Consider the following 24,533-nt stretch of genomic DNA (forward strand, 5'->3'; position numbering starts at 1 on the left):
TAATACTGGAAATATGAAAATCTTTGACGCGGCGGAACGGCTGGCCGCCCTCGGGCACGAGTCCCGGCTGGCCATCTTCCGGATGCTGGTGGAAGCCGGACCCGAGGGACTGCATGCTAGCGCCATGAGCGATTCTCTGGCGCTTCCCCCGGCCACCCTGTCTTTCCATTTGTCTCATCTGAGCCGGGCCGGACTCATCGCAGGACGGCGGCAAGGCCGTTTCATCCACTATGCCGTGAAGTTCGGAACCATGGACGAACTGCTGGCCTTCCTGACACGCGACTGCTGCCGGGGACACCCCTGCCTGCCCAAGACCTGCCGGTGCGACGACGCCAGCCCCGATACGGGAAAGGAAACCCGATGAATGACCTGAAAACCGTCCTGGTGCTTTGCACCGGCAACGCCTGCCGCTCCCAGATGGGCGAAGCCATCCTCAACCATGACCTGGCCGGACAGGTCAAAGGCATTTCTGCTGGCACCTCGCCCCAAGCCAAAGTGGCGGATGGCGCCATAGAAGCCCTGAAGCTGGCCGGCCTGCCGACCGAAGACCTTTATCCCAAGACCGTCGAGGAGGTGATGGACCAGGCCATCGACCTGGTGGTCAGCGTCTGCGACAACGCCAAAGAAACCTGTCCCATCTTCCCGCGCCCGGTGAAACGCATCCACGTTGGCTTCCACGACCCCCACGGCGAGCCGCTGGAGAGCTTTCTGGCTGTCCGCGACGACATCCGTGCCCGCCTGGTGCCGGCCGTCCGCGAAGCCCTGGGCCTGTAAGGAGCCGCCATGTCTGCATTTCAATCTGAAGCCACGGCCAAGGTCGCCGCCGGCGCGTCGATGAGCGTCTTCGAGCGCTACCTGACGATATGGGTTTTTCTCTGCATCGTCGCCGGCATTGTCGCCGGCCAGGTGGCGCCGGGCGTCTTCCAGGCGATTGGCCACATGGAAGTCGCGCAGGTCAACCTGCCGGTCGGCCTCCTCATCTGGGTGATGATTATCCCGATGTTGGTGAAAGTCGATTTCGGCGCCCTGCATGAAGTGAAGCAGCACGTCCGCGGCATCGGCGTCACGCTGTTCGTGAATTGGCTGGTGAAGCCCTTCTCCATGGCCTTCCTGGGCTGGCTCTTCGTACGCAACCTGTTCGCACCGATGCTGCCGGCCGACCAGTTGGACAGCTACATTGCCGGTCTGATCTTGCTGGCCGCCGCCCCCTGTACCGCGATGGTTTTCGTGTGGAGCCGCCTATCAAACGGCGATCCACTCTTCACCCTGTCTCAGGTGGCCATGAACGACACCATCATGGTCTTCGCCTTCGCGCCCATTGTCGCCTTCCTGCTGGGCATCTCGTCCATCACCGTGCCCTGGGATACGCTGCTGACCTCGGTCGTCCTCTACATCGTCATTCCGGTCATCCTGGCCCAGGTCTGGCGCAAGGCGTTGCTGGCCAGGGGGCCGGCGGCTTTCGATGCGGCGATGGCCAAGATTGGCCCATGGTCCATCTCTGCCCTGCTGGCGACCCTGGTCCTGCTCTTTGCCTTCCAAGGCGAAGCCATCATCAAGCAACCGCTGGTCATTGCACTACTCGCCGTGCCCATCCTCATCCAGGTATTCTTCAATTCGGCGCTGGCCTACTGGCTGAATAAAGTGGTCGGGGAGAAGCACAACGTCGCTTGTCCGTCGGCGCTTATCGGCGCTTCAAATTTTTTCGAGCTGGCCGTGGCTGCCGCCATCGGCCTGTTCGGCTTCGAGTCGGGAGCGGCGCTCGCCACGGTGGTCGGTGTCCTCATCGAAGTCCCCGCGATGCTCCTTGTTGTCAGGATCGTGAACGGTACGCGAATGTGGTACGAGCGGGGATGAGGCGTTACGGGAGGCCGCCGCGCTCCTGCCCGAGTCGCTCAATCGCCCTGACAGACTCCAGCGAAGATGGCTTGCTAACCGGTTCGTGGTCAAGGGCGGGGCCTTCGTCAGCGAAATGCGCCAGAACCATTCTCGTCCCCCGCCACCTGCCCCCGCTCCCCGTCCCGCAACCTTCCTTTCAGCCAGCGGCAGAACGCCCGCGCCGCCTGCATGTGGTGGCTTTGCGCGTTGACGTAGGCGACATAGGTTTCCCCCGACGGCACAGGCTCGGGGTCGGCAAGCGCCAGCGCGCCCGTGCGCAGGGCATCGCGCACCAGCGCCTGAGGCGCGACCAGCAGGCCCGCGCCTCCGGCGGCGGCCGCCACCGCCAGGAAGAAGTGGTCGTACACCGCGCCTACCCGCAACTGCTCCGCCGACAGCCCCCTGGCCAGTGCCCACACCGGCAGCGCATCGGGCCGCGAACGCGCGGCGATCAGCGGCCAACAATGCGGATCGCGCCCCGCCTGCTCCGACACCATGGCCGGCGAACCGACGCATACCAGCGTCTCGCGGCTCAATGACCAGCACTCCATGCCCGGCAGCGGCAGATCGCGTGTGATCAAGACATCGAACTCTTCCCTCGGCTCTGGCGGCGACAGCGAGGTCACCAGATCGACCTTCACAAAGTGATCGGCCATGAACGCCCCGAGCGCCGGCACCACGACGCTCATGGCGAAACTCGGCATCGAGGTTCGCACCGTCAGGCGGTCATGGGTCGCCAACCCTTGCACCAGTTGCCCCGCCGCCAGCTCGATCGTCGACACCGCTTCCTTGACGGCCTCGTAAAACTGCGACCCGGCGGGGGTCAGCGCGATTGTCGGTCCGCGGCGGGCGAACAGCGTGCGTCCGGCCAACGCCTCCAGCGAAGCGATGTGCCGGCTGACCGCGCTTTGGGTGATGCCCAGCGCGCCGGCGGCGCGTGTGAAACTGCCGTGACGCCCGGCGGCGACGAACACGCGGATCGCGGTCATCGGGACTCCCGTACTTTTCATCATGAGTCAAACTCATCAAAGCAATACAAAAAACCGACAAAGACAATCCTATGTCATATCCATTTAATCTTTCAAAATAAATATTCGTGACATGACCGGCCACCCGATGCCGGGCGAACTATCGCGCCGACCTTCGAATTCATGTTTTTCAGGAGCCAGAAATGTCAAAACGCCTCGCTGCCGCCTGCGCCGCAATCATGCTGCTGACCGGAACCCGTTCCGCGCTTGCCGCCAATGTCGTGCTCTACTCCTCCAACGACGTCCAAACGGTGAACAGCGTCGTCGAGCAGTTCGAAAAGGAAAACCCCGGTATCAAGGTTTCCGTGGTGCGGGCCGGCACCGGCGCGCTGATGCAGCGCATCAAAGCCGAAGCGGCCAATCCGCTGGGCGATATTTTCTGGTCGGGCGGCCTCTCCACCATCGGGGCCTACCAGACGCACCTGCAGCCGTACAAATCCCCCGAGGAAAACGCCGTTCCCGCCCACTACCGCGAACCGAACGGGCTGTGGCTGGCGACCAATACCCACGTGACCGTATTGATGGTCAACCAGAAGCAATTGCAGGGCAACCCGGCGCCAAAAGGCTGGGCGGACCTTGCCGCTCCGCGCTGGAAAGGCAAGATCGTCATTCCCGACCCGGCGTTCAGCAGCGCTTCCTACGTGGCCCTGTACGGTCTGAAGCAAACCCTCGGATCCGATGTCTTCGCGGGCGTCGTGCGCAACGCCGTGATCGTCGGCACCACCTCGGCCGCCTATCAGGGTGTGGCCAACGGCGAGTTCCCGGTCGCCGTGACCATGGAGTACGCCGCCCAGCAATATGTGGCCGGAGGTCTTGGCGAGATCAGGCTGGTTTACCCGTCCGAGGGCACTTTCCTGTCGCCGGAAGGTATGGCGATGATCAAGGGCGCCAAGCACCCGGCCGAAGCGCGCAAGCTGTTCGATTTCCTCGCCTCGCGCAAGATCCAGACGGAGATTTTCAGGAAAGCCTTCCGCCGCCCGTTGCGTACCGACATCCAGGTCGGAACCCTGTCGTCGCTGCCCCCGCTGTCGGCCATCAAGATCGTGCCGCTCAATGACGAAAGAATGGAAAACGACCGGGCCGATTTTCTTGCCCAATGGCGCAAACTGGTGTCGGCCCGCTAAGTCCGAGTGCGATCAGGAGAGAGGCATGCAGGTCACTTTCGATGGCATCACCCTGGGCTTCGGCGACCGTCCGTTGTTTTCGCGGCTTGATCTGACCCTCCCGGGCGGACAATTCTTCACCCTGCTCGGCCCGTCCGGCTGCGGCAAGACCACCTTGCTCCGGCTGCTTGCCGGTTTCGTGCGGCCGGACGCCGGGCGGGTGCTGTTCGGGCAGCGGGATGTCACCGCCACACCGGCCCACCGGCGGGGCGTCGGCATCGTGTTCCAGGATTACGCGCTGTTCCCCGACCGGTCGGTGGCCGACAACGTCGCGTATGGACTGTTGGCGCGCAAGATGCCCAAGGCCGACATCAAGGCGCGGGTCAACGCCATGCTGGAACGGGTCGGCCTTGCCGAATTCGCCGACCGGCCGCCGGCGGCCCTTTCCGGCGGTCAGCGCCAGCGTGTGGCCATGGCCCGCGCGCTGGTCATCGAACCCGCGCTGCTGCTGCTTGACGAACCGCTCTCGGCGCTGGACGTCAAGCTGCGCGTCGAATTGCGCGGCATGATCCGCGACCTGCAGCGCGAGGCGGGCATCACCACCGTGTTCGTCACTCACGACCAGGAAGAGGCGCTGGCGCTGTCCGACCAGATCGCGGTGATGGACAAGGGGCGTATCGTGCAGGTCGGCACGCCCAGGGATATTTACACCCGGCCGCGCACCGCCTTCGCCGCGGATTTCGTCGGGCATGCCAATCTGATCCCCCTGTTGCGCGAACTGCCTCCCGACGGCGAAGGGCCGCGCCGGTTCGAGACCCCGGCGGGCATTTTGCTGAGCGACTGCGACGCCCGCTGGCAACCCGGCTGCGCGCTGGCCGTGCGCGGCGCGGAGATCGCCCTGACCGACGCCACCGTCCCGCGCGACGGCGAGCTGGCCGGGATAATCGGTCACGTGGAATACCGCGGCAGCACGGTGCGGTATACCGTGCGCACCGCCGCCGGGCCGATCCGCGTGGATGACCGGGTTCACCGCCATACCCGCCTGCGCGACCCGGGCGACGCGGTGGTGCTCGGCCTGCCGGCCTCGGCGCCGATCGTGGAGGGTCTGCCATGTTAGGCGCGTTGCGGCGCGATCCGGCCTGGCTCGCGGTGGCGCTCGCCGCCCTCGCCATTCTGGGCGTCTTTCTGCTCTGGCCGCTGGCGACGATGTTCGGCGCCTCGCTGTCCGGGCCGGACGGCGCGGCGGGTCTCGACGGTTACCGGCGGTTTTTCGGGGAACCGGCGTACCGGGAAACACTCGTCAACACCCTGCTGCTCGGCGCTTCCGTGACCGTCACCTCGCTGTTGGTCGGCGGCGGGCTCGCGCTTGTGGTCGCGCGCCACACCTTTCCCTGCGCCCGCATTGCCGGGGCGCTGCCGCTGATCACGCTGGTCATTCCGGATGTCGTTGTCGCCGCGGCCTGGGTGCTGGCGCTCGGCAAACAGGGGTTCGTCAACGGCTGGCTCGCCCCGGCCGGCGTGACGTTGCCGCCGCTGCACTCCTGGTGGGGCCTCGTGTTCGTGATGACCTTGAACCATTACGTCTACGCCTTCGTCGCCATTCTTGTCGGCCTCAAGGCCATGGACCGCAGCCTGGAAGAAGCGGCGTTGAGCCTGGGGCGCCCGATGGGCGCCGTATTGCGCGGCGTGACATTGCCGATGCTGCTGCCCTCGGTGCTTGCCGGCGCGATGATGGTGTTCACGCACGTGATCGGCAGCTTCGGCATACCGGCCATTCTCGGGGCGAGGACACCGGTTCTGGCGGTCAAGGCCTATCACGAATTCGTCGGCGAGATGGGCGGCAACGCGCAAATGCAAACCACCCTCGCCTCCTTTCTGGTGTTCATGGGGGTCGCGGCGCTGCTGGTGCAGAAATTCGCGGTGGAACGCCGCCAGTACCAGATGGAGCCGGGCCGCGCGCCGGCCTCCGTGCCCATCGAAGGCTGGCGCGCCGCCCTCGCCTCGGGCGGTCTGTTGCTGATCGGCGCCCTGTCCCTGCTGCCCGCCGCCGTGGTGGTGGTCACCGCCTTCACGCCATCGGTCGGTCCCGTACTGCGCTATGGCGGCTTCACGCTGGAACATATCGAACACGTCCTGGTGCGCGCGCCGGAGCCGCTCTACCGCTCCTTGCAACTGGCCTCGGCCGCCACGCTGGCGGGCACCGTGTTCGCCGTCGCCTGCGCCTACCTGATCGTCAAGCGCCGCGCCGCGCTGACCTTCGTGCTGGACATCCTGGTCGCCCTGCCGATGACCATCGCCGGCACCGTGCTCGGCATCGCCCTGACCGTGGCCTTCAATCAGGGCTGGCTCGTGCTGACGGGAAGCTGGGTCATCATGGCACTGGCGTATTTTTTGCGTTGCGTTCCGGCCAGCGTGCGCGCCGCGACAGGTCCCCTGCACAACCTTCGCGACTCCATCGAGGAAGCGTCGCGCAGTCTGGGGGTCGGCCCCGTCCGAAGCTTCTTTCGCGTCGTGCTGCCGGTGATCGCGCCGTCGGTCGCCGCCGCCGCGGTACTGATGTGGGTGACCACGCTATCGGAGCTGTCGGCCACCCTGGTGCTCTACTTTGGCGGCATGAGCACCATGCCGATCGAGATTTTCCAGCAGGTGGACAGTGACCGCCTGGGTGTGGCCTGCGCCTACAGCCTCGCGCTGCTGCTGACCATTTTCATCCCGCTTGGCATTGCCCGGTGGGGTTTCCGCATCAAACCGGAAACCCTCGAATGATCGCTCCCTTATCCCACCCGCACAGGAGTTCTTCATGACCCGACACCAAACCTTGCGCCGCGCCCTTGTCGAGGGCCGGCTTTTCACGGCCATGGCCGCGCACAACCCCCTCTCGGCCCGCCTGGCCGAAGAAGCCGGATTCGACGGCATCTGGGGCAGCGGCTTCGAACTGTCCGCCAGCCATGCGGTGCCGGACGCCAATATCCTGTCCATGGACACGCACCTGGCGATGATGCGCGCGATCGCGGCGGCGACCGGACTGCCGTTGATCGCCGACATCGACACCGGATTCGGCAATGCCGTGAACGTGAGCTATATCGTGCCCCAGTACGAAGCCGCCGGCGCCTCGGCCGTGGTCATGGAAGACAAGACCTTCCCCAAGGACACCAGCCTGCGCGACGGAGGCCGTCAGGAACTGGTGCGCATCGAGGAATTCCAGGGCAAGGTCGCCGCGGCGGTCTGCGCCAGACAGGACCGGGATTTTGTCGTCATCGCCCGCACCGAGGCGCTGATCGCAGGACAGGGACAAACCGAGGCGTTGCGAAGGGCACAAGCGTACGAAGAGGCGGGGGCCGACGCCATTCTCGTCCATTCGAAACAGAAAACCCCGGACGAGATCCTGTCGTTCATCGACGCCTGGCGCGGCGCCGTGCCGCTCGTGCTGGTCCCCACCGCCTACCCCCAGTTGACCGAGGCCGACATCGCGGCCCTAGGCAAGGTCGGGATCGTCATTTACGGCAATCACGCGATCCGCGCGGCCGTGGCCGGAATGCGCCGCGTGTTCGCGCAAATCCGCCGCGAAGGCGGTATCCGCGGAGTCGATGCCTATCTGCCGGCGGTCGCCGACATTCTTGCCCTGCAAGGCGACGCGGCCATGCGGGATATCGAAGCGAGGTTCCTGCGCTGAGCCTCAGTTGCCAGGGGGATCCGGGGGAGTCCCCGCTCCGGCCGGATTTCCCCGCTGGCTGTGAGGCACGGCCTTGACCGCGAGGTAGCCGCCATGGCTGATGGCGATCAGACCGACCAGCTGTCCGCTGATCGCGGGGAAATGATCGATGAATCCGTGGCGGGAAGCGAACAGGCTTCCCAACATCACGCCGTACACCACCACCGTCAGAAAGCTGATGTAGAACATCTGCACGCGGCTCAGGTCAAGCTGGCTGAAATTGCCCACCTCCTCGCCGGTGAACAAATCCGACCAGTGTGCCTCGCGGGGCGAGGCATTGGCCACCAGCACCCCCTGACGCGTCAGATCCGCGCCATCGCTGCTGGAGGTCCGCCCCAGCGTCTGCCGCACCAGATCCGGATCGGCGGCGGCCGATCGCTTGGTGTTCAGAATCAGCGCGGATCCGGCCAGCGACGAGGCGCTGATGCCCATCAGCCACAGCAGCTCCTCCGGCAGCGCGATATTCAGCGCGGCATCCGGGGCGATGCGCATATTGAGTCCCGCCGCCGTCAGCAGCGCCGACAATATCAGAGCGCTCCACGCCGCCATCTGCAGCCGGGACAGGGAAATGACGTTGCGGTTGTCGATCAGCACGCTGTCCGGCCGTCCCCCGATCCACATGCCCAGGGCGGCGAACAGCAGCAAGGAAGCAAGAAGATTGACGAGCCAGGCGCCCAGGCGCCAGTCGCGCCAGACAAACCAGACGCCGGCGCCGAATGCCAGGGCGGCGGCAAGGACGACCACCAGGCTCGCCGCGGCGCTGCCCGTTTCCTGTCGTTGCATCCGCGCCCCTCCTCCCTTGATCGCGAATCCGTTTGACGCGCGGAGGCGCCGCGCGTGCCCGGGCCGTTCCTGACGGCAAGAAAAACAGGAACCCGCCTTGCGAACGACGAAGCGTTTCCGCCGGAAAATGTCGTCCCCACTCAAAAGTTATACGCCGTTCTTCAGACAAGGGGACTGGCCACAAGGCGGGGATGGAGTCGAACGAAAAACGCGGGGAGCCGCACACCCCCCGCGTCGAGCCAACGGAATCAGGCGACCTTGATCTCGATCTTGCGCGGCAAGGCCTGTTCGGTTTTGGGAATGCGCAGGGTAAGCACGCCATCGCTGAATTCGGCGGTCACCTTGTCGATGTCAAGCTCCCGGGACAGGGAAAACGTCCGCCAGTAGCGCGGCTGGTCGATCTCCGCGCGGGTGGACTCCAGGCCCTCCGCCAGCGGCAGCACCACATCGCCGGCGATGGTCAGCGAACCGGAATCCACGCTCAAGTGCAAGCGGTCTTTCGGCACGCCCGGAAGATCGGCGTACAGGGTGATTCCGGACGCGTCCTCGATGACGTCCACCGGCGGCACCATCGCGGCGTCGCCGCGCGAGGGGGTGTTCTCCTTGGTGACAGGGGTATCGCTCACGGCTTTCTCCTTTCACTCGATGACAATGCGGCGTTGCCGGACGCCTTCGCGGCGCGCTATGCTGATGTGCAGCACACCATCTTTGTAACTGGCCGTCACGGCGCCTGCGTCGATATCGTCGGGCAGACTGACCACCCGCCTGAAAGCGCCGGTGAAACGCTCGTCGATATGCGTTGTGGAGCCGGCCGCCGCGACCGGTTCCCTGCGCTCGCCGGCGATGGTCAGCACGCCTTTTTCCAGATGAACGTCGATCGCGTCCGGATCGACGCCGGGAACGAAGGCATGGATTTCCACGGACCTGAGCGTGCTGCCGATGTTCAGGGCCGGAAAGCCCCCGCGAGTGATGCCGCGGATACTGGGTGTGAAGTCGAAGTTCTGCTGCATCTCCCGCTGGAGACGCTCCAGTACCGAGAACATATCGCGGGGAAACAACGATCGCTGGAACATGGTTTCCTCCTTTCGAACCTGACAGGCACGATGTGTGCCCATGCATGTCAGATAAGCCCGTTCCAACAAAGTTCAAGAGCGCGGAGAACACACGGCCGGCATTTCGGCTCGGTCTCCGGCAAGAAAAGGAGAGCAACGCCATCCCTTATTGAGGTAACCGCATGCAATTCAAGGATTACTACCAGATTCTGGGGGTGTCCCGCGATGAAACGGCGGACACGATCAAGAAAGCCTTTCGCAGACTCGCGCGCAAATACCACCCGGACGTATCGAAAGAAGCCGATGCCGAAGCCCGAATCAAGGACATCAACGAGGCGTACGCGGTGCTCTCGGATCCGGCCAGGCGCGCCGCGTACGACCGTCTGGCCGCCGGCTTTCACGGCGACCCGGAGTTCAAGACTCCGAAAGGCTGGGACGCCCGCTTCGCCTTCTCGGAGCACGGCTTTTCGCCGCGCGAGGCCGCGGACTTCAGTGATTTCTTCACGGAACTGTTCGGCGGCGGGATGCGCGCGCGCGGAGAAGACCTCCATGCCCGCGTGCTGCTCGACATCGGGGACTCGTTCACCGGGGCGCACCGCCAGATCTCTCTGCCGCTGCCGCACGAGGATGAGCGTGGGCGCACTGTAATCGCGCAACGCACGCTCAACGTCAGGATACCCAAGGGTGTTCGCGAGGGCCAGGTGATACGTCTTGCCGGACAGGGCGCGCCCGGCACAGGCGGCGCGCCGCCCGGCGATCTGCTGCTGGAGGTTCGCTTCACGCCCCATCCGCAATACCGGCTGGACGACCGCGACCTCTATCTGAGCCTGCCCGTCGCGCCGTGGGAAGCGGCGCTCGGCGCGGTCATCCCCGTGCGCCTGCCCGACGGCTCCCACCTGAAAATCCGCATTCCGGAAGGCACCCTGCATGGCCGTCAGCTGCGGGTCAGGGCCAAAGGCCTTCCGGCCAGCCCCCCGGGCGACCTGCTGCTCGACATTCACGTGGTGCTGCCACCGGCCGACACGCCAAAAGCGCGGCAATTTTACGAAACCATGGCGCGGGAACTCGCTTTCGATCCGCGGAGATGACTCATGCGCGACCCGAACATCGTTATCTGCAGCCTGCTCGAGGACAGCTGGCTGCCGCTGGAGCAGGTGGCCGCCGCGTGCAGGGTCGACGCGGAATGGCTCGAAAGGCATATTGACGAAGGCCTGTTGCCCGGCGCGAAAAGCGTGGCGGGGATCTGGCGGTTTTCCGGGAACACGCTGCGCCGGGTTCGCCTCATGCGGCAGTTGGAGCGGGATTTCGACGCCGTGCCGGAACTGGCCGCGCTGGTGGCCGACATGATGGAGGAGCTGGACGCGTTGCGGGCCACAAAACCGTACCACGGCCGCTGAGGATCGCCTTCACCGGTCCCGAATGCCCGCTTGCCCGATCCAGCGCCGCCAAGGTATTCGTAGCGGATCGCTCCGCAATGGCATTGGCTACCGGTTTTCAGGTGAAGCGGCGCCTCTGCGTTCAGACCGGGTCGCGCTCACCGCGCAGCACGACCGCCGGCAGCATGACCATGACAAGCGTCATCGTCACGATCCCCTGATAAGGCAGGACGGGTTGATAAAAATAGCTGATCAGCCAGAGGCCGGCCGCAATGCCGAGATAGTACGTCAACCCGAACACCGCCCCCGCGCTGCCGAGGATATCGCGGTAACGCACCAAGGCCCCGGAGAGCACGTTCGGAATGGCGCAGCCGAATGCCATGACCAGCACCGCCTGACCCGCGAGCAGGCCGGTGGCCGCCATGCCGCCCTGTCCGCTCAACGCGAGCCACTGCAGCCCGGCGCCGGCGAGAGCCGCGCACCAGGCGCCCGCGATCAGACGCCCGGAACCGTGCCTGGCCAGCCAGCGGCGGTTGAGCATGGCGCCGGCCGCGCTCGCCAGGGCGATCAGCGGTCCGCTTAGCGCGAACACCCACAGCGGCATCCCCAATTGTTCGAGCGTGAAAGGCGCCAGCGAATAGAATCCGAACACCAGCAGATTGAATCCGGCCACCAACGCGGCGGACGCCAGCACGTGACGATCCGTCGCGAGGCGGCATGCCACCCTGAACAGCGGAGCGGGAGGCGGCATGTCGGCGGGCCGGGTTTCCGGCAACTGCCACGCGGCGGCGAGGAGCACCAGCGATAACAGCGCCAGCGCGACGAACACCCCGTTCTGACCGGCGTGCGCGGCCAGGGCCGATCCAAGCGGCGGACCGAGCGCCGGCGATAGCGAGAGCACGGCGCCAACCGTCGAGAACACCCCGGCGAGCGCCTCTCCCCGATAGCGGTCGCGGAACATGGTTTGCATCACCACGGAACCGGAGCTCGCGCCGAACGCCAGCACCATGCGCGCCATCAATAGTCCGGCAAAATTCGTCGCGGCCAGCGCCCCGAGCGCGCCAAGACCGTAGCAGACCAGCGCCGTCAGCAGCGCCGTCCGGCGTCCGGCGCGGTCCGCCACCCGCCCCCAGCAGACGATGCCCGCGGCGAAGGCGGCGAAGTAGAGACTCATGGTCAGTTGGGCCTCGTTTTCGGTGACCGCGTAATGCCGGGCGATCAAGGGCAGCACCGGGGCGTAGATGGTTTCGCTCAATTGGGGAAACGCGATGAGCAGCATCGAAAGCCACAGAATCGCGGCCGGCGTGCGCAAGGTTTTCATAAACCTCTCCTTCAACGACAAAGCGCACGATTGTAAGCAGCCGGGAGCTTGTCTATTATCGACGAATAGACAAGAATCATCGCGAATCAGACAACATGCCCCACTACCTCCCCAACGAGGTTCCCGACCCCGACCACGCCACCTGTCCGTTGCTGGGACTGGCGGTCGACGCCCCCGCGCCGCACGACTCGGGGATACACAGCCACCGCCGGGCGCAATTGCTCTATGCCGTCAGCGGGGTGCTGCAGATCAGCGTGGCGAACCGTCGCTACGTCCTGCCACCCGCGCTCGCCGCCTGGATTCCGGCGGGCCTCGCGCACAGCGCCGAAGCCGCCCGGCCATTCGCCTATCGCAGCCTGTACTTCGATACGGCGGTGTTTGCCGATCTGCCCGGCGACGCGAATATCCTGTCCGTCGGCCCCCTGTTGCGCGAACTGGTTCTGCGGGCGGCCACCTGGCCCAATGCCCCGCTCGATCCGGCGCAACTGCGCCTGGCCCGGGTGCTGATCGACGAAATCCGCGCGGCGCCCATCGCGCCGCTTGTCCTGCCGCTGCCGGTGGACCGGCGCCTGGCGCGGATCGTGGAAACGCTGCTCGCCGATCCCGGTCATCCGGACGGACTGGAGGCATTCGCCGCCATGAGCGGGGCGAGCGGCCGCACCGTCAATCGCCTGTTTCACAAGGAAACCGGCATGGGATTCGCCGCCTGGCGCCGCCAGCTCACCCTCCAGGAGGCCAGCAAGCGCCTTGCCATGGGGCAGACCGTCACCCGAGTCGCCACCGATCTGGGCTACGCCGGGGAAAGCGCCTTCATCGCCATGTTCCGCAAAGCCACCGGCCATACCCCGGGACAGGCCAGATGGGCGCCACCCTCTACCGGGCCCGGACGCCCCTCCCGGTCTTCACGCGAGTGAAACGGCCCGTCAGCGCGACCCGATAGGCGGCCATGACCGGCGGCATCCGGGGGAAACCCGTGGGACGGCATCAACCTCTTGCGCGATGGCCAAGCACAATGTCCTTAACAAGCGGCGAATTCGATGCAGAAAACGTTCCCGGCATTCAATGCACCCGCCGTCTGCAGTACAATGCTTCCTTTTGCTGCGCGCTCGCAGCGCATGTCCGCCCATGCCCATCAATTTCGTCAGGCGTTTGACCGGCAGAAAACGCACCATCCGAACCAATCGCCAGCTCGGCTTCGCGCTGGCTTTCGTGGCGGGCGCCACCAATGCCGGAGGGTTTCTGGCGGTGCAGCAATATACGTCGCACATGACCGGCATCGTGTCGTCGATGGCGGACAACATCGCGCTGGGCGCCTACGAGCTTGTGCTGGGCGGCGCGGGCGGACTGTTGTCGTTTCTTGCCGGCGCGGCCACCTCGGCCGTGATGGTCAACTACTCGCGACGCCGGCACACGCATAGCGAATATGCCTACCCGCTGCTGCTGGAGGCGTTCCTGCTGCTGTGCTTCGGGGTGATGGGCGCATGGTTGTCCGGCATCCGGGGGCTGTTCGTGCCGGCGACCGTCATGCTGCTGTGCTTCATCATGGGCCTGCAGAACGCGGTGATCACCAAGCTGTCCCACGCGGAAATCCGCACCACGCACATCACCGGCATCGTCACCGACATCGGCATCGAACTGGGCAAACTCGTCTACTGGAACACCACCGACGCCGCGGTGAGGCCGCATGTCATGGCCAACCGGCAGCGCCTCACCGTTCTGTTCCTGCTCGCCCTGAGCTTCTTTCTCGGCGGTATCGCCGGCGCCCTCGGTTTCAAGCATGTCGGCTACCTGTCCACCCTTCCGCTGGCGCTCGCCCTGATCACCCTCGCGGTCGTCCCCGCCATGGATGATGTCTCTTTCCTGATACATCGCTGGCACCGCAAATAGGGCACAGATCACGGGCTGTGGCTTTTCCATGGCACCCGGCTTGATTTGAGTCAAGCAAAAAACAAACGCCCCTTCCTGCCGCCCTAAAAGATGTATAAAAAATACATTTAATAGCGTGCACGCCATGTCCGGGCGGTAAGCACAACACACCACCACAGCAGGGAGTTTCGCAATGAAGTCGACCAAGAGAATCTGGCAATGGCTGGCGCTGGTTTGCGCGCTGTCCTTCGCCGCATTGTTGTACATGGGCCGGGAAATCTGGCTTTCCGCTCCTCCGATACCGGACCGCGTAGAAAGCGCATCCGGCGCCACGCTGTTCACCGGCGAAGAGATCCGGCGCGGTCAGGAAGTCTGGCTCGCGGCCGGCGGGCAGCAGATCGGCACGGTCTGGGGCCACGGCAGTTATGTGGCGCCCGACTGGAGCGCCGACTGGCTGCACCGCGAAGCGGTCGACCTGCGCGAGCGCCTGTCAAGACAGCTTGCCAATAACGGCTTCGACAGTCTGGATGCCGACCGGCGCGCTGTCGTCGCTCGCCGGCTGGTCGGCGAGATGCGTCATAACGGCTACAACGCCGAAACCCGGACCCTTGTCGTTTCAGACCTGCGCGCCGACGCGATCGGCGCCGTGGCCGGCCACTACATGACGCTGTATGGCACGGACCCGGCCCTGCAATCCCTCAGGGAAGACTACGCGATGACCGCCGGCAGTGTTCCTGACGCCGCCGACCGCCGCGCGTTGGCCGCCTTCTACTTCTGGTCGGCCTGGGCAACGTCCACCGACCGTCCGGGAGAAACCGGCCACTCCTACACCAACAACTGGCCGCACGAACCGATGGTCGAGAACACACCGACCACGGCCAACGGCATGTGGTCCATCGCCAGCGTGATCGTGCTGCTGGCCGGCGTGGCCGCCATGGTCTGGTTCCACAGCGCCCGGGCCGAGCATGACGAGGCCGCGCGGGCACCGGATCGTGATCCGCTGTTTTCCCTGACGCCGACCCCGTCGATGCGCGCCACGCTCAAGTACTTCTCTATCGTCATCGCGCTGCTGCTCGTCCAGATCGGCATGGGCGCCATCACCGCGCACTACGCCGTCGAAGGAGGAGGCTTCTTCGGCATTCCGCTGGCCGAAGTGCTGCCGTTCGTTGTCAGCCGCACCATCCATACCCAGTTCGGCGTACTGTGGATCGCCACGGCCTGGCTCGCCACCGGCCTGTACATCGCGCCGCTGCTCGCCGGCTTCGAACCCAAGTGGCAAAAGCTCGGGGTGGATGCGCTGTTCTGGGCGCTGATCGTCATTGTCGCCGGATCCACCCTCTGCGGCTGGCTCGGTTCGCTGCAGCACAAGGGCACCGACTTCGCCTTCTGGATCGGCAACCAGGGGCTGGCCTACACCAGCATGGGACGAGTCTGGCAGATCCTGCTCTTCATCGGATTGATGTTCTGGCTGTTTCTGATGGCGCGCGCGCTGATCCCCGCGATCCGCGCCGCCCGCGAAGGCCGCGGCCTGATCGCGATGGTGTTCCTGTCCGCCGCCTGCATCGGGCTGTTTTACGCCTCCTCGCTCGCCTGGGGGCAACGCACTCATTATTCGATGATCGAGTACTGGCGCTGGTGGCTGGTGCATCTGTGGGTGGAAGGCTTCTTCGAAGTGTTCGCCACAGCGGTGATCGCGCTGATTTTCTCGCGACTCGGCCTGATCCGCATGGCCAGCGCCAACCGCGCCATCGTACTGGAAACCATCGTGTTCCTCGCCGGCGGCATTCTTGGCACACTGCATCACCTGTACTTCACCGGCGCCTCCACCGGCGTCATCGCGGTCGGCGCGGTGTTTTCCGCCTTCGAAGTGGTGCCGCTCGCCCTGGTCGGGCTGGAAGGCTGGCAAACCTACAAGCGCGTCGACGCCGCGCCGTGGGTCGCCGCCTGGCGCTGGCCGATCCTGTTCTTCGTCGCCGTCGGCGTGTGGAATACCGTGGGAGCCGGGCTGCTGGGCTTCGCCATCAATCCGCCGATTTCCCTCTACTACGTGCAGGGTCTGAACATGACCCCGGCCCACGGGCACGCGGCGCTGTTCGGGGTATACGGCATGCTTGGCATCGGCCTGATGCTGTTCTGCCTGCGCGGCCTGACCGAGCGCGCCGCCTGGTCCGATAGCCTGCTAAAAGCAACCTTCTGGCTGCTGAACATCGGCTTGGCCATGATGGTATTCCTGTCGATCCTCCCCTCCGGCATCTACCAGGCCTGGGCAAGCGTGACGCAGGGACTGTGGTACGCCCGCTCGCCCGAAATCGTTCACGCTCCGGTGATGCACGCGCTGGTCTGGGCGCGCGTTCCCGGCGACATCGTCTTCGCCGTCGGCGCGCTGTGCCTTGCCGTCTTCGCCGCGAAGCTGGTGATCGCGCCCCGTACCGGAAAAACCGCCCTCTCCACATCCGGAAAACGCGCCTGACGCCGTAAAAGACGGTCCGGCGCAGCCGTGCCGGACCGAACCCGCTGGAGCCATGACAATGAAAACCCTGTTCACCCTGGCCATTCCCGCCGCCCTGCTTGTGCAACCCTGTATGGCAGCCGTCCAGCCTTCCCGCGCGGAAGCGACGCTGCCCGTGATTCACCAGACCCTGGTCGCGCCACCGGCCATGCCGCCGCGAATTACCCGCAACTACCCGGCGCGCGTGGTGGTCGATCTGACCATCGAGGAAATGGAACGGGAAATCGCCCCCGGCTCCACCTACACCTTCTGGACGTTCGGCGGCACGGTGCCGGGCAAGATGATCCGGGTGCGCGAAGGCGACACGGTCGAGCTTCATGTGCTTAATCTCGCGGGCAATAAACTTCCCCACAACATCGACCTGCACGCGGTAACGGGCCCGGGCGGCGGAGCGCCGCAAACCCTGCTCGCGCCGGGACATCAGGCGAGTTTCACATTCAAGGCGCTGGACCCTGGCCTGTTCGTCTACCACTGCGCCACGACTCCGGTGGGCATGCACGTGGCCAACGGCATGTACGGCATGATTCTGGTCGAACCCAAAGCGGGTCTGAGTCCGGTGGATCGCGAATACTATGTGATGCAGGGAGATTTCTACACTAATACCGGCTACCGGGCGGGCGGTCTGCAATCATTCGACATGCAAAAGGCCGTCGACGAAAAACCCACCTACGTGCTGTTCAACGGCGCCGACCGCGCGCTGACCGGCAAAAATGCCCTGACCGCGAAAGCGGGCGACAAGGTGAGAATGTTCTTCGGTGTGGGCGGACCGAACCTGACCTCGAGTTTCCATATCATCGGCGCGATCTTCGACAGGGTCTATTTCGAAGGCGGCAGCCGCTATCAGCAGCATGTCCAGACCACCATGGTGCCGGCCGGCGGATCGGCGATCGTCGAATTCACGCCCAAGGTTCCGGGCAACCTGACACTGGTCGACCATTCGCTGACGCGCGCTTTCAACAAGGGAGCGATCGGACTGCTGGCGGTCAACGGTCCTGACCGTCCCGACATCTACGGCAAAGGTGTCATCACCCCGATCGGCAACGCGACGGCGCACCCGGTCGCGTTGCCGGCCGGCGAGGAAGCGCCCGGCAACGCCGAGCCGCCCCTCCCGCGCGATACGGCCAAGACCGGCAGCCGCGGCAAACAGGTGTTCGACAAAAACTGCGTCGCCTGCCATCAGGCCACCGGACTGGGCATCGCCGGCGTGTTCCCGCCGCTGGCCAACTCGGACTTCCTCCAGAAAAACCCACAGGAGGCCGCGCGGATCCTGATCGGCGGCCGGGCCGGGGAGATCATGGTGAATGGCGTCAAATACAACGGCGTGATGCCGCCCCAGGATCTGTCGGACAGCGAAATCGCCGAGGTGCTCAACTATGTGAACGTGACCTTCAACGCCGGCAAGCCCGTGCTCGACGCCGCGCAGGTCAAGGCCTTGAGAAGCCACAAATGAACGCCGCCGCGCGGGCCGCAGCCCTGCTCCTGAGCCTGGCGTGCGCGGCGGGGCACGCCGCCGACTACGTGGGGGTCGGCGGCGGCGCCCTGGACAGCGCCTTGCCGGTCAATGGCGCCAGTATCAAGGTGCGCCCGTTCCTCATGCGCGCGACGCCGGTAAGCCGCGAGGAGTTCCGGACGTTCTTGCGGCAAGACCCGGCGTGGAGCAAGGAACGGGTTCCGCGGCTGTTCGCCGGCGCGGGTTACCTGCGCAACCTGACGGACAGCGCCGGCGACACGCCGGTCACCGAAGTGAGCTGGTTCGCGGCGCGCGCGTTCTGCGCCGCGGAAAACGCGCGCCTGCCGACCTGGTACGAGTGGGAGTTCGCGGCCGCCGCCGACGCCACGCGCATCGACGCGCGCAAGGACCCGGTCTGGCTCGCGCGCATTCTGCGCTGGTACGAACGCCCGGCCAAAGACACCCCCGCGCCGGTCGCCATGGACGCCAATGTCTGGGGCGTACGCGGGCTGCACGGCAACATTTACGAGTGGGTGGACGACTTCAACGGCCTTTTCGTGACCGCCGACAGCCGCAGCCAGGGGGAACAGAAAACCCTGGAGACCTGCGGCGCGGCGGCCCTGTCGCTCGCCGACCGCGACAATTACGCGATTCTGATGCGCATCGCCCTGCTCAGCGCCCTGTCCGCGACGGACACGCTCGGCACGCTGGGATTCCGCTGCGCGAAAACACGGGAGGAAGCGAAATGAAAACATTCTTGTTTTTACGGTTGACCGCCGCCCTGGCCCTCGCCGCGGCGCTGGTCGGCGCCCCCGCCCGCGCGGCCGGAACCGATTTGCCCGGCGACTCGCTCTACCGCCTTCCCGTTCCATTGACCGACCTGCGCGGCGACGCGTTCACGCTTATGCGGCTGCGCGGCGCGCCGGCGCTGATCAGCATGTTCTACGGCGACTGCAAGCTGGCCTGCCCGGTGGCGATGCACGGCATCGAAAACCTCGTCTCGACCCTGCCGCCCGCCCGGCGCGAACGCCTCGCCATCGTGCTGGTCAGCCTCGATCCGGCGCGCGACACGCCCACCTCGCTGCGCGAACTGGCCAGAGAACACGGGATGACGGCCAACTGGCATCTGGCGGTCGGCAAGAATGACAGCGACACGCGCGCCTTCGCCGCCGCCATCGGCCTGCGCTACCGCACTTTGCCGGATGGCGGCATCAACCACACGACCCGCCTTGTTCTGACCGACAGCGCCGGACGGGTGATCGCGACCCAGGAAAACATGGACACCGGTGTCGATCCGGCGATGGCACGCGCTGTCGACAGCGCGACCCGTCACTGAGCGCGCCGGAAACACGCCGGGGATGGGCGTGAGGGGCCGATTGGTGAAATTACCCAAGAAACGCTTACAAAACCCTCTGCCCATCTGCAAGTCATCTTGGCATAATGGCGCTAATCAACTTATGCCGCTTTCAACACTGCCATGCTAAAACGCCTGCTTTCGCTGTTCGGTGCCGATACAACCTCCCCTTCCCCCGCCCAGCGGGAGACGATTGCCGATCCCGAGGGAGCGGCGCTGATCAGAACACAGGACGACTACGGCAGGGAAGTGAGCATCACACGCGACGAATGGCGTGACAAATACTTGCTGCCCGGCCTGCAATTGCACTGGGATGATCCGGAGGCCTTGCACGATCTTGTGCAATCCGGGCTGGACGAAGGGTTTTCCTCGGAGCTGAAGCTCGCCTCCCAGCGGCTGGTGGAAATCGATCCGGATCGGGAGCGCGGTCACGGGCTGCACAGCCTCGTACTCACGAAAAGCGGCCTGCCGGACAAGGCGGAGGCCACCCTGCACGCGGCCATGCACAAACTCGGCAAGACCCCCGGCCTGCTCATGGCGCTGGCCAGAATCCAGGATGCCAGGGGGAAACCGGAACGCGCCGCGTCGCTGCTGTGGCAGGCTCTTCAAGCCGATCCCAACCGCGACGAGGCCATCGTCTGGTGGCTGGAGGGCAAGCAGCGCGAGTCGGGCGACGCCGGCTACCGGGAGGCGCTCGAAGCGCTCGCGGCGCTGCCCGGCGCCTGGCGCGCCACGTTGTACCTCGCGCGGACACGACTCGCCGAGGGGCATGGCGACGAGGCACGGGATCTGGCGACACGGGCGCTGGCCAGAGGCGAGGTCGACAGCGAAGCGCTGGCGCTACTCGCGCAAGACCTGCGCCAGGCGCAGCGAATGGATCTGCTGGCGGAACTGGTCGGCCCGCATTACCGGCCGGAACGCGATGACCCCCGGACGGGGCTCGCGCTGCTCGGCGCCTATCTGGCGCTCGACATGAGCGGCGAGGGCGAAGCGCTGCTCGCGCAGATGTCGGAGCTGAACCGTCCGGAGCTCGAACCCCGCCTGATGGAACTGGTTCGCGATTTCGCCGCGCGCCGGGCCGCCCGCCAGGACGCCTGAGGGCGATTCAGCGGCGTTTGCCGTATTTGTTGCGGTTCAATTCGCGCCACAGCGCGGCCTTGTCGGCGGATTCGGCCGGCGGCCGCCAAGTCAGCAGGAAGCGGTCGAACGCCATCGCGCTGCGATCGGCGATCCGCGCAAGATCCCGCTTGGCTTTTTTCAATTGCGCGGTGCTCACCCCCGCGTCGATATAGTGCACAAGACCAGCCGCATCGGCGAGCGCCATGTCCGCCTGGCGGCGCCGGTACGCAGGCTCTTCGCACAGGCGATCCTTCAGCTTTTCCAGCAAAGTCAGGCGTCGTTGCGCGATGCCGCGGTTTTCCGTGAAGGACAGCAGCAGCGAAGGCTGCGCATCAAGGTAGAGCCAGGGAAGATTGTCGTGAATGCCGCCATCCCGCAGCCGCACGGTCCGGTTCGATCCTTTGCCGTAAACGGCGCCATCGGGAATCAGGCCGGTATCGACCTCGACTGGCGGCATCAACAGCGGCAAGGCGCGGCTGGCAAGCCAGGCCTTCCATAACGGCAGATCGGGGGTGGTTGCGGCCGACAGCAGCACGTCCGACGTCAGGTTTTCCCGTTTTTCGTACAGGCTCGCCGTAAAGAGGCGCGAATGCCCTCCACGGGCAATCCCGTGGCGACGACAATGGCGGTCAGCGCGCCGGACACCTGGCGGACGCGCTCGAGCCTCGCGTCCCCCAGCCGCGCCAGAATCCCGAGATAGGCCAGGCCCTTTGCCCCGCCCCCCGAAAAGCAGATCGAGGCGAAATCCGGGGTCTCGCGTTCGCGATAACGGCGTGATCCCGGCGGGAAAGTTGCAGCATGGCGTCGATCCTTGGCGCGAGTCGCCGGCGATCCGGCGCAGCGCGCCATCCTGCCCCGCCTTGCTGCGGACCGACTTTCAAAAAACGCTCATGACCTCCACGCGGCCGTCCTGGCACGCCAACCGGAAAACCCGCTGGTTGTCCGACCCGCGCCAGGGCTTGACGGTCGGCAGATCCTGGCGGTACTTGCCGTCGACCAGCACATCCACGTACCGCAGGATCTCCAGGTCGGCGATCTCTTCGAACAGGTAACCGGTCCACATCCAGAGGGTCTTGTCCGGATAGCGCGCGCGAAAGCGCCGGCACAGACCGAGAATCGCCTCACGGTTCTGCGGGTGCAGCGGATCGCCACCGCTCAGACTCAGTCCGTCGTGGCGCGCGCAGGCGTTGAGCACTTCCGCCTCGATGTCGGCGGTGAACGGCCGACCGGCCTTGCGGTCCCAGGTCGAACGGTTGTAGCAGCCTTCACAGGCATGCTGGCATCCGGTCACGAACAGCGTGACGCGGATGCCTTCGCCATTGACCAGATCGCAAGTGTAGTAACGATCGTAATTCATCGCCGCATCAATGGTGGTCGCCGAGATGCTTGACCCGGCGCATCACTTCCTTCTGCTTGCCCGCGTTGAACGGCCGGGCGTTGGGACTGCCAAGGTAACCGCACACGCGGCGCGTGACGGACAGCGAAGCGCTGTCGGTATTACCGCACGACGGGCAGGCAAAGCCCTCGCTGGTGGCCTTCGCTTCGCCCATGAAGCCGCACTGGCCGCACGAGTCGACCGGCGTATTGCTGCCGAAGTACGGAACATGTTCCACCGCGTAATCCCAGATCGTTTCCAGGGCCGAGAGATTGTGCTTCATGTTGGGCAACTCCACGTAAGTGATGTGCCCGCCACTGGCATGATTCGCGTAACCGGTTTCGAAATCGATCTTCTCGAACGGATTGACCTTGCGGAACACGTCAAGATGGAACGAATTGGTGTAGTAACCCTTATCCGTCACCTCGGGGATATCGCCAAAGCGCTGCTGGTCGAGCTTGCAGAAGCGGTGGCACAGCGATTCGCTCGGTGTCGAGTACAGCGAGAAACCGAAGCCGGTTTCGGCGCGCCAGCGCTTGGTTTGCTCGCTCATGCGCCGCACGATGTCGCGCAGGAAATCACGGGCCTCCTGCGAATCGGCCGGGTGCGAGCCGAACAGCAGCACGCCGACTTCGTGCAAGCCGATATACCCGAGCGAAATCGACGCGCGGCCGTCCCGGAACAGGGCCATGATGTCATCGTCGGGATTCAGGCGGATGCCGAACGCGCCTTCGGTATAGAGAATCGGGGCGACGTTGGCCTTGATGCCTTCCAGCCGCTGGATGCGGGTCTGCAGCGCGCGGTAGCACAACTCGAGCTTGCGCGACAGGATGTCGAGGAACACCGCCTTGTCGCCCTGCGCCTCGATGGCGATGCGCGGCAGGTTCAGACTCACCACGCCCAGGTTGTTGCGGCCGTCGAGCACTTCGCGGCCATTCTCGTCGCGCCATACCGGCAGGAAGCTGCGGCAGCCCATCGGCGAAACCGGCACGCTCGACCCGGTGATCGCGCGGTTGAGCCTGGCGGAAATGATGTCCGGATACATGCGCTTGGAGGTGCACTCCAGCGCCAATTGCTTGATGTCGTAGTTCGGGTCGGCCGGACGCAGATTGATCCCCTCCTCCAGGAACATCACCAGTTTCGGGAACACTGGCGTGATGCCTTCCTTGCCCAGGCCCTTGATGCGCACCCGCAAAATGGACTGCTGGATAATCCGCTCGGCCCAGCTTGTGCCCATGCCGAAGGAGAAAGTCACGAAAGGCTGCTGGCCATTGGAGCTGAACAGGGTGTTGATTTCGTATTCGCAGGCCTGGATGCCGTCATAGGTTTCTTTTTCCGTGCGTTCGCGCGCATAGCGCTCGGCATCGGGAATCGCATAGCGTTGCGCGATATCCAGGTTTTTCTCGTAGGTCTTGAGGACAAACGGCGCCAGGGTCTGGTCGATGTTCGGAATCGTGGTGCCGCCATACTGGTGGCTCGCCACCTGAGCGATGATCTGGGCGGTGACCGCGCAGGCCACGCCGATCGAACGCGGACTCTCGATCTGCGCGTTGCCAAGGCGGAAGCCTTTTTCCAGCATGCCTTTCAGATCCACCAGGCAGCAATTGGTGAACGGCAGGAACGGCGCATAGTCCAGATCGTGGAAATGCAGGTCACCCGCGTTGTGGGCCTCCAGAATATCCTTGGGCAGGAAAGTGCTGGCGAACTGCTTGGAGACGATGCCGGCCATCAGGTCGCGCATCACCGGGAATACGTTGGCGTCCTTGTTGGCGTTTTCAGTGGTGGCTTCCTCATCGGTTTTCTGAACAAGCCCCATCAGTTTGGCGTGCAGCGCCGAACCTCGCTCGCGGATGACATCCCGGTCATGCCGGTACTGGATGTAGACCCGGGCCACCTCCGGATACTCGTGCATCAGGGCGTTCTCGACCATCAGCTGGATCATCGGGATGTCGAGCGTTCCCTGCTCCGCGGCGATCCGGCAACGCTCCTCCACCCGGGAGGCGATTTCCAGCGCCAGCTTGCCGGGCGCCCAGTAACCGGCCGCGGCGGCCGCTTTTTCGCAGGCCTCGACAATCTTGCTGATATCGAAGGAAACGACGGCCCCGTCACGTTTGATCACTTGCATCATCAGGTAGGCTTTCATCCATTAGACCGGCCGCGCACGGCCCGGGTTGTCGACATCGGGCGAAATCCGCCACCGGGGCGTCCGCTCGAATCCAGGGGTGATACTGTATGGCGAATTGCTCATGACAGGGGATATTTTTTTGCAAAATGTAGTAATGAAATTTGCCCTTGATCAAGATATTGTGTTTTTACCGCCCAGACCGCGAAGTATGACCGCGGACAGAATCCGCACTGAAAGCCGGTATTTAAAAGCCGAACGGACGCACAACCCACCATTACCGCGTTCATGATTCCCCATCCGGGAGCAGATCCAATGAGTCGAGTCCCGCCTCGAAAACCGGTGAGGGAAGCGGCGCCGAGCGGCCCCGGGGCGCGGCTGGTCGACAACGCCCAATTCACCCTTTACATCAAGAGCGCTGACGACCGGGAAGCGACATTCGCTGTGCGGCAGCTTGCCGCGCTCCGGGATTTCATCGAGCGATCGAA

24 protein-coding genes and 1 pseudogene are annotated in these 24,533 nt (G+C 64.9%); 16 read left to right on the forward strand and 9 right to left on the reverse strand.

The features are described from left to right. The first annotated feature begins 13 nt into the window (after positions 1 to 13). Genes JNO50_RS11355 through arsB form a run of 3 tightly spaced genes read left to right on the forward strand, consistent with a single transcriptional unit; the run spans position 14 to position 1,854 of the window. On the forward strand, positions 14 to 364 hold the full coding sequence (locus JNO50_RS11355) for an ArsR/SmtB family transcription factor (RefSeq protein WP_189534705.1): 351 nt from the start codon (positions 14 to 16) through the stop codon (positions 362 to 364). Beyond that, a complete protein-coding gene (locus JNO50_RS11360; RefSeq protein ID WP_189534703.1) occupies positions 361 to 774 on the forward strand; it encodes an arsenate reductase ArsC in 414 nt (137 codons plus the stop codon). Before JNO50_RS11355 ends, JNO50_RS11360 begins: the two co-directional genes overlap by 4 nt. A gap of 9 nt (positions 775 to 783) precedes the next feature. Continuing rightward, positions 784 to 1,854: an ACR3 family arsenite efflux transporter gene (arsB, locus tag JNO50_RS11365; RefSeq protein WP_215796355.1), complete on the forward strand. Its 1,071-nt coding sequence runs from the start codon at positions 784 to 786 to the stop codon at positions 1,852 to 1,854. Between the two features lie 107 nt (positions 1,855 to 1,961). Here the strand turns inward: arsB and JNO50_RS11370 are convergent, their stop codons facing one another. Continuing rightward, entirely contained in the window at positions 1,962 to 2,864 is a 903-nt protein-coding gene (locus JNO50_RS11370) for a LysR family transcriptional regulator (protein ID WP_215796356.1), read from the reverse strand. 182 nt (positions 2,865 to 3,046) lie between these two features. Between JNO50_RS11370 and JNO50_RS11375 the strand changes: the two genes are divergently transcribed. Genes JNO50_RS11375 through JNO50_RS11390 form a run of 4 tightly spaced genes read left to right on the forward strand, consistent with a single transcriptional unit; the run spans position 3,047 to position 7,679 of the window. Next, positions 3,047 to 4,027: an ABC transporter substrate-binding protein gene (locus tag JNO50_RS11375; RefSeq protein WP_189534701.1), complete on the forward strand. Its 981-nt coding sequence runs from the start codon at positions 3,047 to 3,049 to the stop codon at positions 4,025 to 4,027. 25 nt (positions 4,028 to 4,052) lie between these two features. After that, complete coding sequence (locus JNO50_RS11380) at positions 4,053 to 5,123, forward strand: ABC transporter ATP-binding protein (protein WP_189534699.1); 1,071 nt, start codon at positions 4,053 to 4,055, stop codon at positions 5,121 to 5,123. Further along, a complete protein-coding gene (locus JNO50_RS11385) occupies positions 5,117 to 6,772 on the forward strand; it encodes an ABC transporter permease (RefSeq protein ID WP_189534697.1) in 1,656 nt (551 codons plus the stop codon). Before JNO50_RS11380 ends, JNO50_RS11385 begins: the two co-directional genes overlap by 7 nt. A 34-nt stretch (positions 6,773 to 6,806) precedes the next feature. After that, on the forward strand, positions 6,807 to 7,679 hold the full coding sequence (locus JNO50_RS11390) for a phosphonopyruvate hydrolase (protein WP_189534695.1): 873 nt from the start codon (positions 6,807 to 6,809) through the stop codon (positions 7,677 to 7,679). A 3-nt stretch (positions 7,680 to 7,682) separates the two neighbouring features. Here JNO50_RS11390 and JNO50_RS11395 read toward each other — a convergent pair whose 3' ends face one another. From JNO50_RS11395 to JNO50_RS11405, 3 genes are all read right to left on the reverse strand, one after another. Continuing rightward, complete coding sequence (locus JNO50_RS11395) at positions 7,683 to 8,501, reverse strand: hypothetical protein (RefSeq protein WP_189534693.1); 819 nt, start codon at positions 8,499 to 8,501, stop codon at positions 7,683 to 7,685. A 248-nt stretch (positions 8,502 to 8,749) separates the two neighbouring features. Then, positions 8,750 to 9,127 (reverse strand): Hsp20/alpha crystallin family protein, encoded by a 378-nt coding sequence (locus tag JNO50_RS11400; protein ID WP_215796357.1) that lies wholly within the window; start codon positions 9,125 to 9,127, stop codon positions 8,750 to 8,752. Positions 9,128 to 9,139: 12 nt separating this feature from the next. Further along, positions 9,140 to 9,574: an Hsp20/alpha crystallin family protein gene (locus JNO50_RS11405; protein ID WP_189534691.1), complete on the reverse strand. Its 435-nt coding sequence runs from the start codon at positions 9,572 to 9,574 to the stop codon at positions 9,140 to 9,142. A 161-nt stretch (positions 9,575 to 9,735) separates the two neighbouring features. Here JNO50_RS11405 and JNO50_RS11410 point away from each other — a divergent pair, with 161 nt between their 5' ends. Both JNO50_RS11410 and JNO50_RS11415 read left to right on the forward strand, forming a co-directional pair. Next, positions 9,736 to 10,641 carry a DnaJ C-terminal domain-containing protein gene (locus JNO50_RS11410; RefSeq protein WP_189534689.1) on the forward strand — a complete coding sequence of 302 codons (906 nt, stop codon included), beginning with the start codon at positions 9,736 to 9,738 and terminating at the stop codon, positions 10,639 to 10,641. A gap of 3 nt (positions 10,642 to 10,644) precedes the next feature. Beyond that, positions 10,645 to 10,950 carry a chaperone modulator CbpM gene (locus JNO50_RS11415; protein ID WP_189534687.1) on the forward strand — a complete coding sequence of 102 codons (306 nt, stop codon included), beginning with the start codon at positions 10,645 to 10,647 and terminating at the stop codon, positions 10,948 to 10,950. A gap of 121 nt (positions 10,951 to 11,071) precedes the next feature. Here JNO50_RS11415 and JNO50_RS11420 read toward each other — a convergent pair whose 3' ends face one another. Further along, the gene (locus JNO50_RS11420) at positions 11,072 to 12,250 is read right to left on the reverse strand and encodes an MFS transporter (protein WP_189534685.1); all 1,179 of its coding nucleotides are present in this window, start codon (positions 12,248 to 12,250) and stop codon (positions 11,072 to 11,074) included. 95 nt (positions 12,251 to 12,345) lie between these two features. Here JNO50_RS11420 and JNO50_RS11425 point away from each other — a divergent pair, with 95 nt between their 5' ends. The 7 genes and pseudogenes from JNO50_RS11425 (at position 12,346) to JNO50_RS11455 (ending at position 20,527) form a co-directional block, all read left to right on the forward strand. Then, entirely contained in the window at positions 12,346 to 13,164 is an 819-nt protein-coding gene (locus tag JNO50_RS11425) for an AraC family transcriptional regulator (RefSeq protein WP_189534683.1), read from the forward strand. 211 nt (positions 13,165 to 13,375) lie between these two features. After that, positions 13,376 to 14,122: pseudogene (locus JNO50_RS11430) on the forward strand (YoaK family protein); the annotation flags it as partial. A gap of 187 nt (positions 14,123 to 14,309) precedes the next feature. Beyond that, the gene (locus JNO50_RS11435) at positions 14,310 to 16,586 is read left to right on the forward strand and encodes a nitric-oxide reductase large subunit (RefSeq protein WP_189534678.1); all 2,277 of its coding nucleotides are present in this window, start codon (positions 14,310 to 14,312) and stop codon (positions 16,584 to 16,586) included. Between the two features lie 58 nt (positions 16,587 to 16,644). Further along, positions 16,645 to 18,075 (forward strand): copper-containing nitrite reductase, encoded by a 1,431-nt coding sequence (gene nirK / locus JNO50_RS11440; RefSeq protein WP_189534676.1) that lies wholly within the window; start codon positions 16,645 to 16,647, stop codon positions 18,073 to 18,075. Then, positions 18,072 to 18,824: a formylglycine-generating enzyme family protein gene (locus JNO50_RS11445; protein ID WP_189534674.1), complete on the forward strand. Its 753-nt coding sequence runs from the start codon at positions 18,072 to 18,074 to the stop codon at positions 18,822 to 18,824. Before nirK ends, JNO50_RS11445 begins: the two co-directional genes overlap by 4 nt. Next, the gene (locus JNO50_RS11450; RefSeq protein WP_189534672.1) at positions 18,821 to 19,411 is read left to right on the forward strand and encodes an SCO family protein; all 591 of its coding nucleotides are present in this window, start codon (positions 18,821 to 18,823) and stop codon (positions 19,409 to 19,411) included. The genes JNO50_RS11445 and JNO50_RS11450 overlap by 4 nt, the downstream gene beginning before the upstream one ends. Positions 19,412 to 19,552: 141 nt before the next feature. Continuing rightward, a complete protein-coding gene (locus tag JNO50_RS11455) occupies positions 19,553 to 20,527 on the forward strand; it encodes a tetratricopeptide repeat protein (protein ID WP_189534670.1) in 975 nt (324 codons plus the stop codon). Positions 20,528 to 20,534: 7 nt separating this feature from the next. On the opposite strand, the gene JNO50_RS11460 is transcribed toward JNO50_RS11455, so the two are convergent. Genes JNO50_RS11460 through nrdD form a run of 4 tightly spaced genes read right to left on the reverse strand, consistent with a single transcriptional unit; the run spans position 20,535 to position 24,066 of the window. Beyond that, complete coding sequence (locus JNO50_RS11460; protein WP_189534668.1) at positions 20,535 to 21,083, reverse strand: patatin-like phospholipase domain-containing protein; 549 nt, start codon at positions 21,081 to 21,083, stop codon at positions 20,535 to 20,537. An 8-nt stretch (positions 21,084 to 21,091) separates the two neighbouring features. After that, on the reverse strand, positions 21,092 to 21,397 hold the full coding sequence (locus JNO50_RS11465) for a patatin-like phospholipase family protein (protein ID WP_189534665.1): 306 nt from the start codon (positions 21,395 to 21,397) through the stop codon (positions 21,092 to 21,094). A gap of 28 nt (positions 21,398 to 21,425) precedes the next feature. Next, positions 21,426 to 21,905: an anaerobic ribonucleoside-triphosphate reductase activating protein gene (gene nrdG / locus JNO50_RS11470; RefSeq protein WP_189534664.1), complete on the reverse strand. Its 480-nt coding sequence runs from the start codon at positions 21,903 to 21,905 to the stop codon at positions 21,426 to 21,428. A 7-nt stretch (positions 21,906 to 21,912) separates the two neighbouring features. Beyond that, positions 21,913 to 24,066: an anaerobic ribonucleoside-triphosphate reductase gene (gene nrdD / locus JNO50_RS11475; protein ID WP_229804726.1), complete on the reverse strand. Its 2,154-nt coding sequence runs from the start codon at positions 24,064 to 24,066 to the stop codon at positions 21,913 to 21,915. Between the last annotated feature and the right edge of the window lie 467 nt (positions 24,067 to 24,533).

Source organism: Paludibacterium paludis (assembly GCF_018802605.1).
Lineage (GTDB): Bacteria > Pseudomonadota > Gammaproteobacteria > Burkholderiales > Chromobacteriaceae > Paludibacterium > Paludibacterium paludis.

What these genes read in the sequence shown, in the direction of transcription:
- JNO50_RS11355 (WP_189534705.1), top strand. Translation starts at nt 14, where the DNA reads ATGAAAATCTTTGACGCGGCGGAACGGCTGGCCGCCCTCGGGCACGAG.
- JNO50_RS11360 (WP_189534703.1), top strand. Translation starts at nt 361, where the DNA reads ATGAATGACCTGAAAACCGTCCTGGTGCTTTGCACCGGCAACGCCTGC.
- arsB (WP_215796355.1), top strand. Translation starts at nt 784, where the DNA reads ATGTCTGCATTTCAATCTGAAGCCACGGCCAAGGTCGCCGCCGGCGCG.
- JNO50_RS11370 (WP_215796356.1), bottom strand. Translation starts at nt 2,864, where the DNA reads ATGACCGCGATCCGCGTGTTCGTCGCCGCCGGGCGTCACGGCAGTTTC.
- JNO50_RS11375 (WP_189534701.1), top strand. Translation starts at nt 3,047, where the DNA reads ATGTCAAAACGCCTCGCTGCCGCCTGCGCCGCAATCATGCTGCTGACC.
- JNO50_RS11380 (WP_189534699.1), top strand. Translation starts at nt 4,053, where the DNA reads ATGCAGGTCACTTTCGATGGCATCACCCTGGGCTTCGGCGACCGTCCG.
- JNO50_RS11385 (WP_189534697.1), top strand. Translation starts at nt 5,117, where the DNA reads ATGTTAGGCGCGTTGCGGCGCGATCCGGCCTGGCTCGCGGTGGCGCTC.
- JNO50_RS11390 (WP_189534695.1), top strand. Translation starts at nt 6,807, where the DNA reads ATGACCCGACACCAAACCTTGCGCCGCGCCCTTGTCGAGGGCCGGCTT.
- JNO50_RS11395 (WP_189534693.1), bottom strand. Translation starts at nt 8,501, where the DNA reads ATGCAACGACAGGAAACGGGCAGCGCCGCGGCGAGCCTGGTGGTCGTC.
- JNO50_RS11405 (WP_189534691.1), bottom strand. Translation starts at nt 9,574, where the DNA reads ATGTTCCAGCGATCGTTGTTTCCCCGCGATATGTTCTCGGTACTGGAG.
- JNO50_RS11410 (WP_189534689.1), top strand. Translation starts at nt 9,736, where the DNA reads ATGCAATTCAAGGATTACTACCAGATTCTGGGGGTGTCCCGCGATGAA.
- JNO50_RS11415 (WP_189534687.1), top strand. Translation starts at nt 10,645, where the DNA reads ATGCGCGACCCGAACATCGTTATCTGCAGCCTGCTCGAGGACAGCTGG.
- JNO50_RS11420 (WP_189534685.1), bottom strand. Translation starts at nt 12,250, where the DNA reads ATGAAAACCTTGCGCACGCCGGCCGCGATTCTGTGGCTTTCGATGCTG.
- JNO50_RS11425 (WP_189534683.1), top strand. Translation starts at nt 12,346, where the DNA reads ATGCCCCACTACCTCCCCAACGAGGTTCCCGACCCCGACCACGCCACC.
- JNO50_RS11435 (WP_189534678.1), top strand. Translation starts at nt 14,310, where the DNA reads ATGAAGTCGACCAAGAGAATCTGGCAATGGCTGGCGCTGGTTTGCGCG.
- nirK (WP_189534676.1), top strand. Translation starts at nt 16,645, where the DNA reads ATGAAAACCCTGTTCACCCTGGCCATTCCCGCCGCCCTGCTTGTGCAA.
- JNO50_RS11445 (WP_189534674.1), top strand. Translation starts at nt 18,072, where the DNA reads ATGAACGCCGCCGCGCGGGCCGCAGCCCTGCTCCTGAGCCTGGCGTGC.
- JNO50_RS11450 (WP_189534672.1), top strand. Translation starts at nt 18,821, where the DNA reads ATGAAAACATTCTTGTTTTTACGGTTGACCGCCGCCCTGGCCCTCGCC.
- JNO50_RS11455 (WP_189534670.1), top strand. Translation starts at nt 19,553, where the DNA reads ATGCTAAAACGCCTGCTTTCGCTGTTCGGTGCCGATACAACCTCCCCT.
- JNO50_RS11465 (WP_189534665.1), bottom strand. Translation starts at nt 21,397, where the DNA reads ATGGCGCGCTGCGCCGGATCGCCGGCGACTCGCGCCAAGGATCGACGC.
- nrdG (WP_189534664.1), bottom strand. Translation starts at nt 21,905, where the DNA reads ATGAATTACGATCGTTACTACACTTGCGATCTGGTCAATGGCGAAGGC.
- nrdD (WP_229804726.1), bottom strand. Translation starts at nt 24,066, where the DNA reads ATGAAAGCCTACCTGATGATGCAAGTGATCAAACGTGACGGGGCCGTC.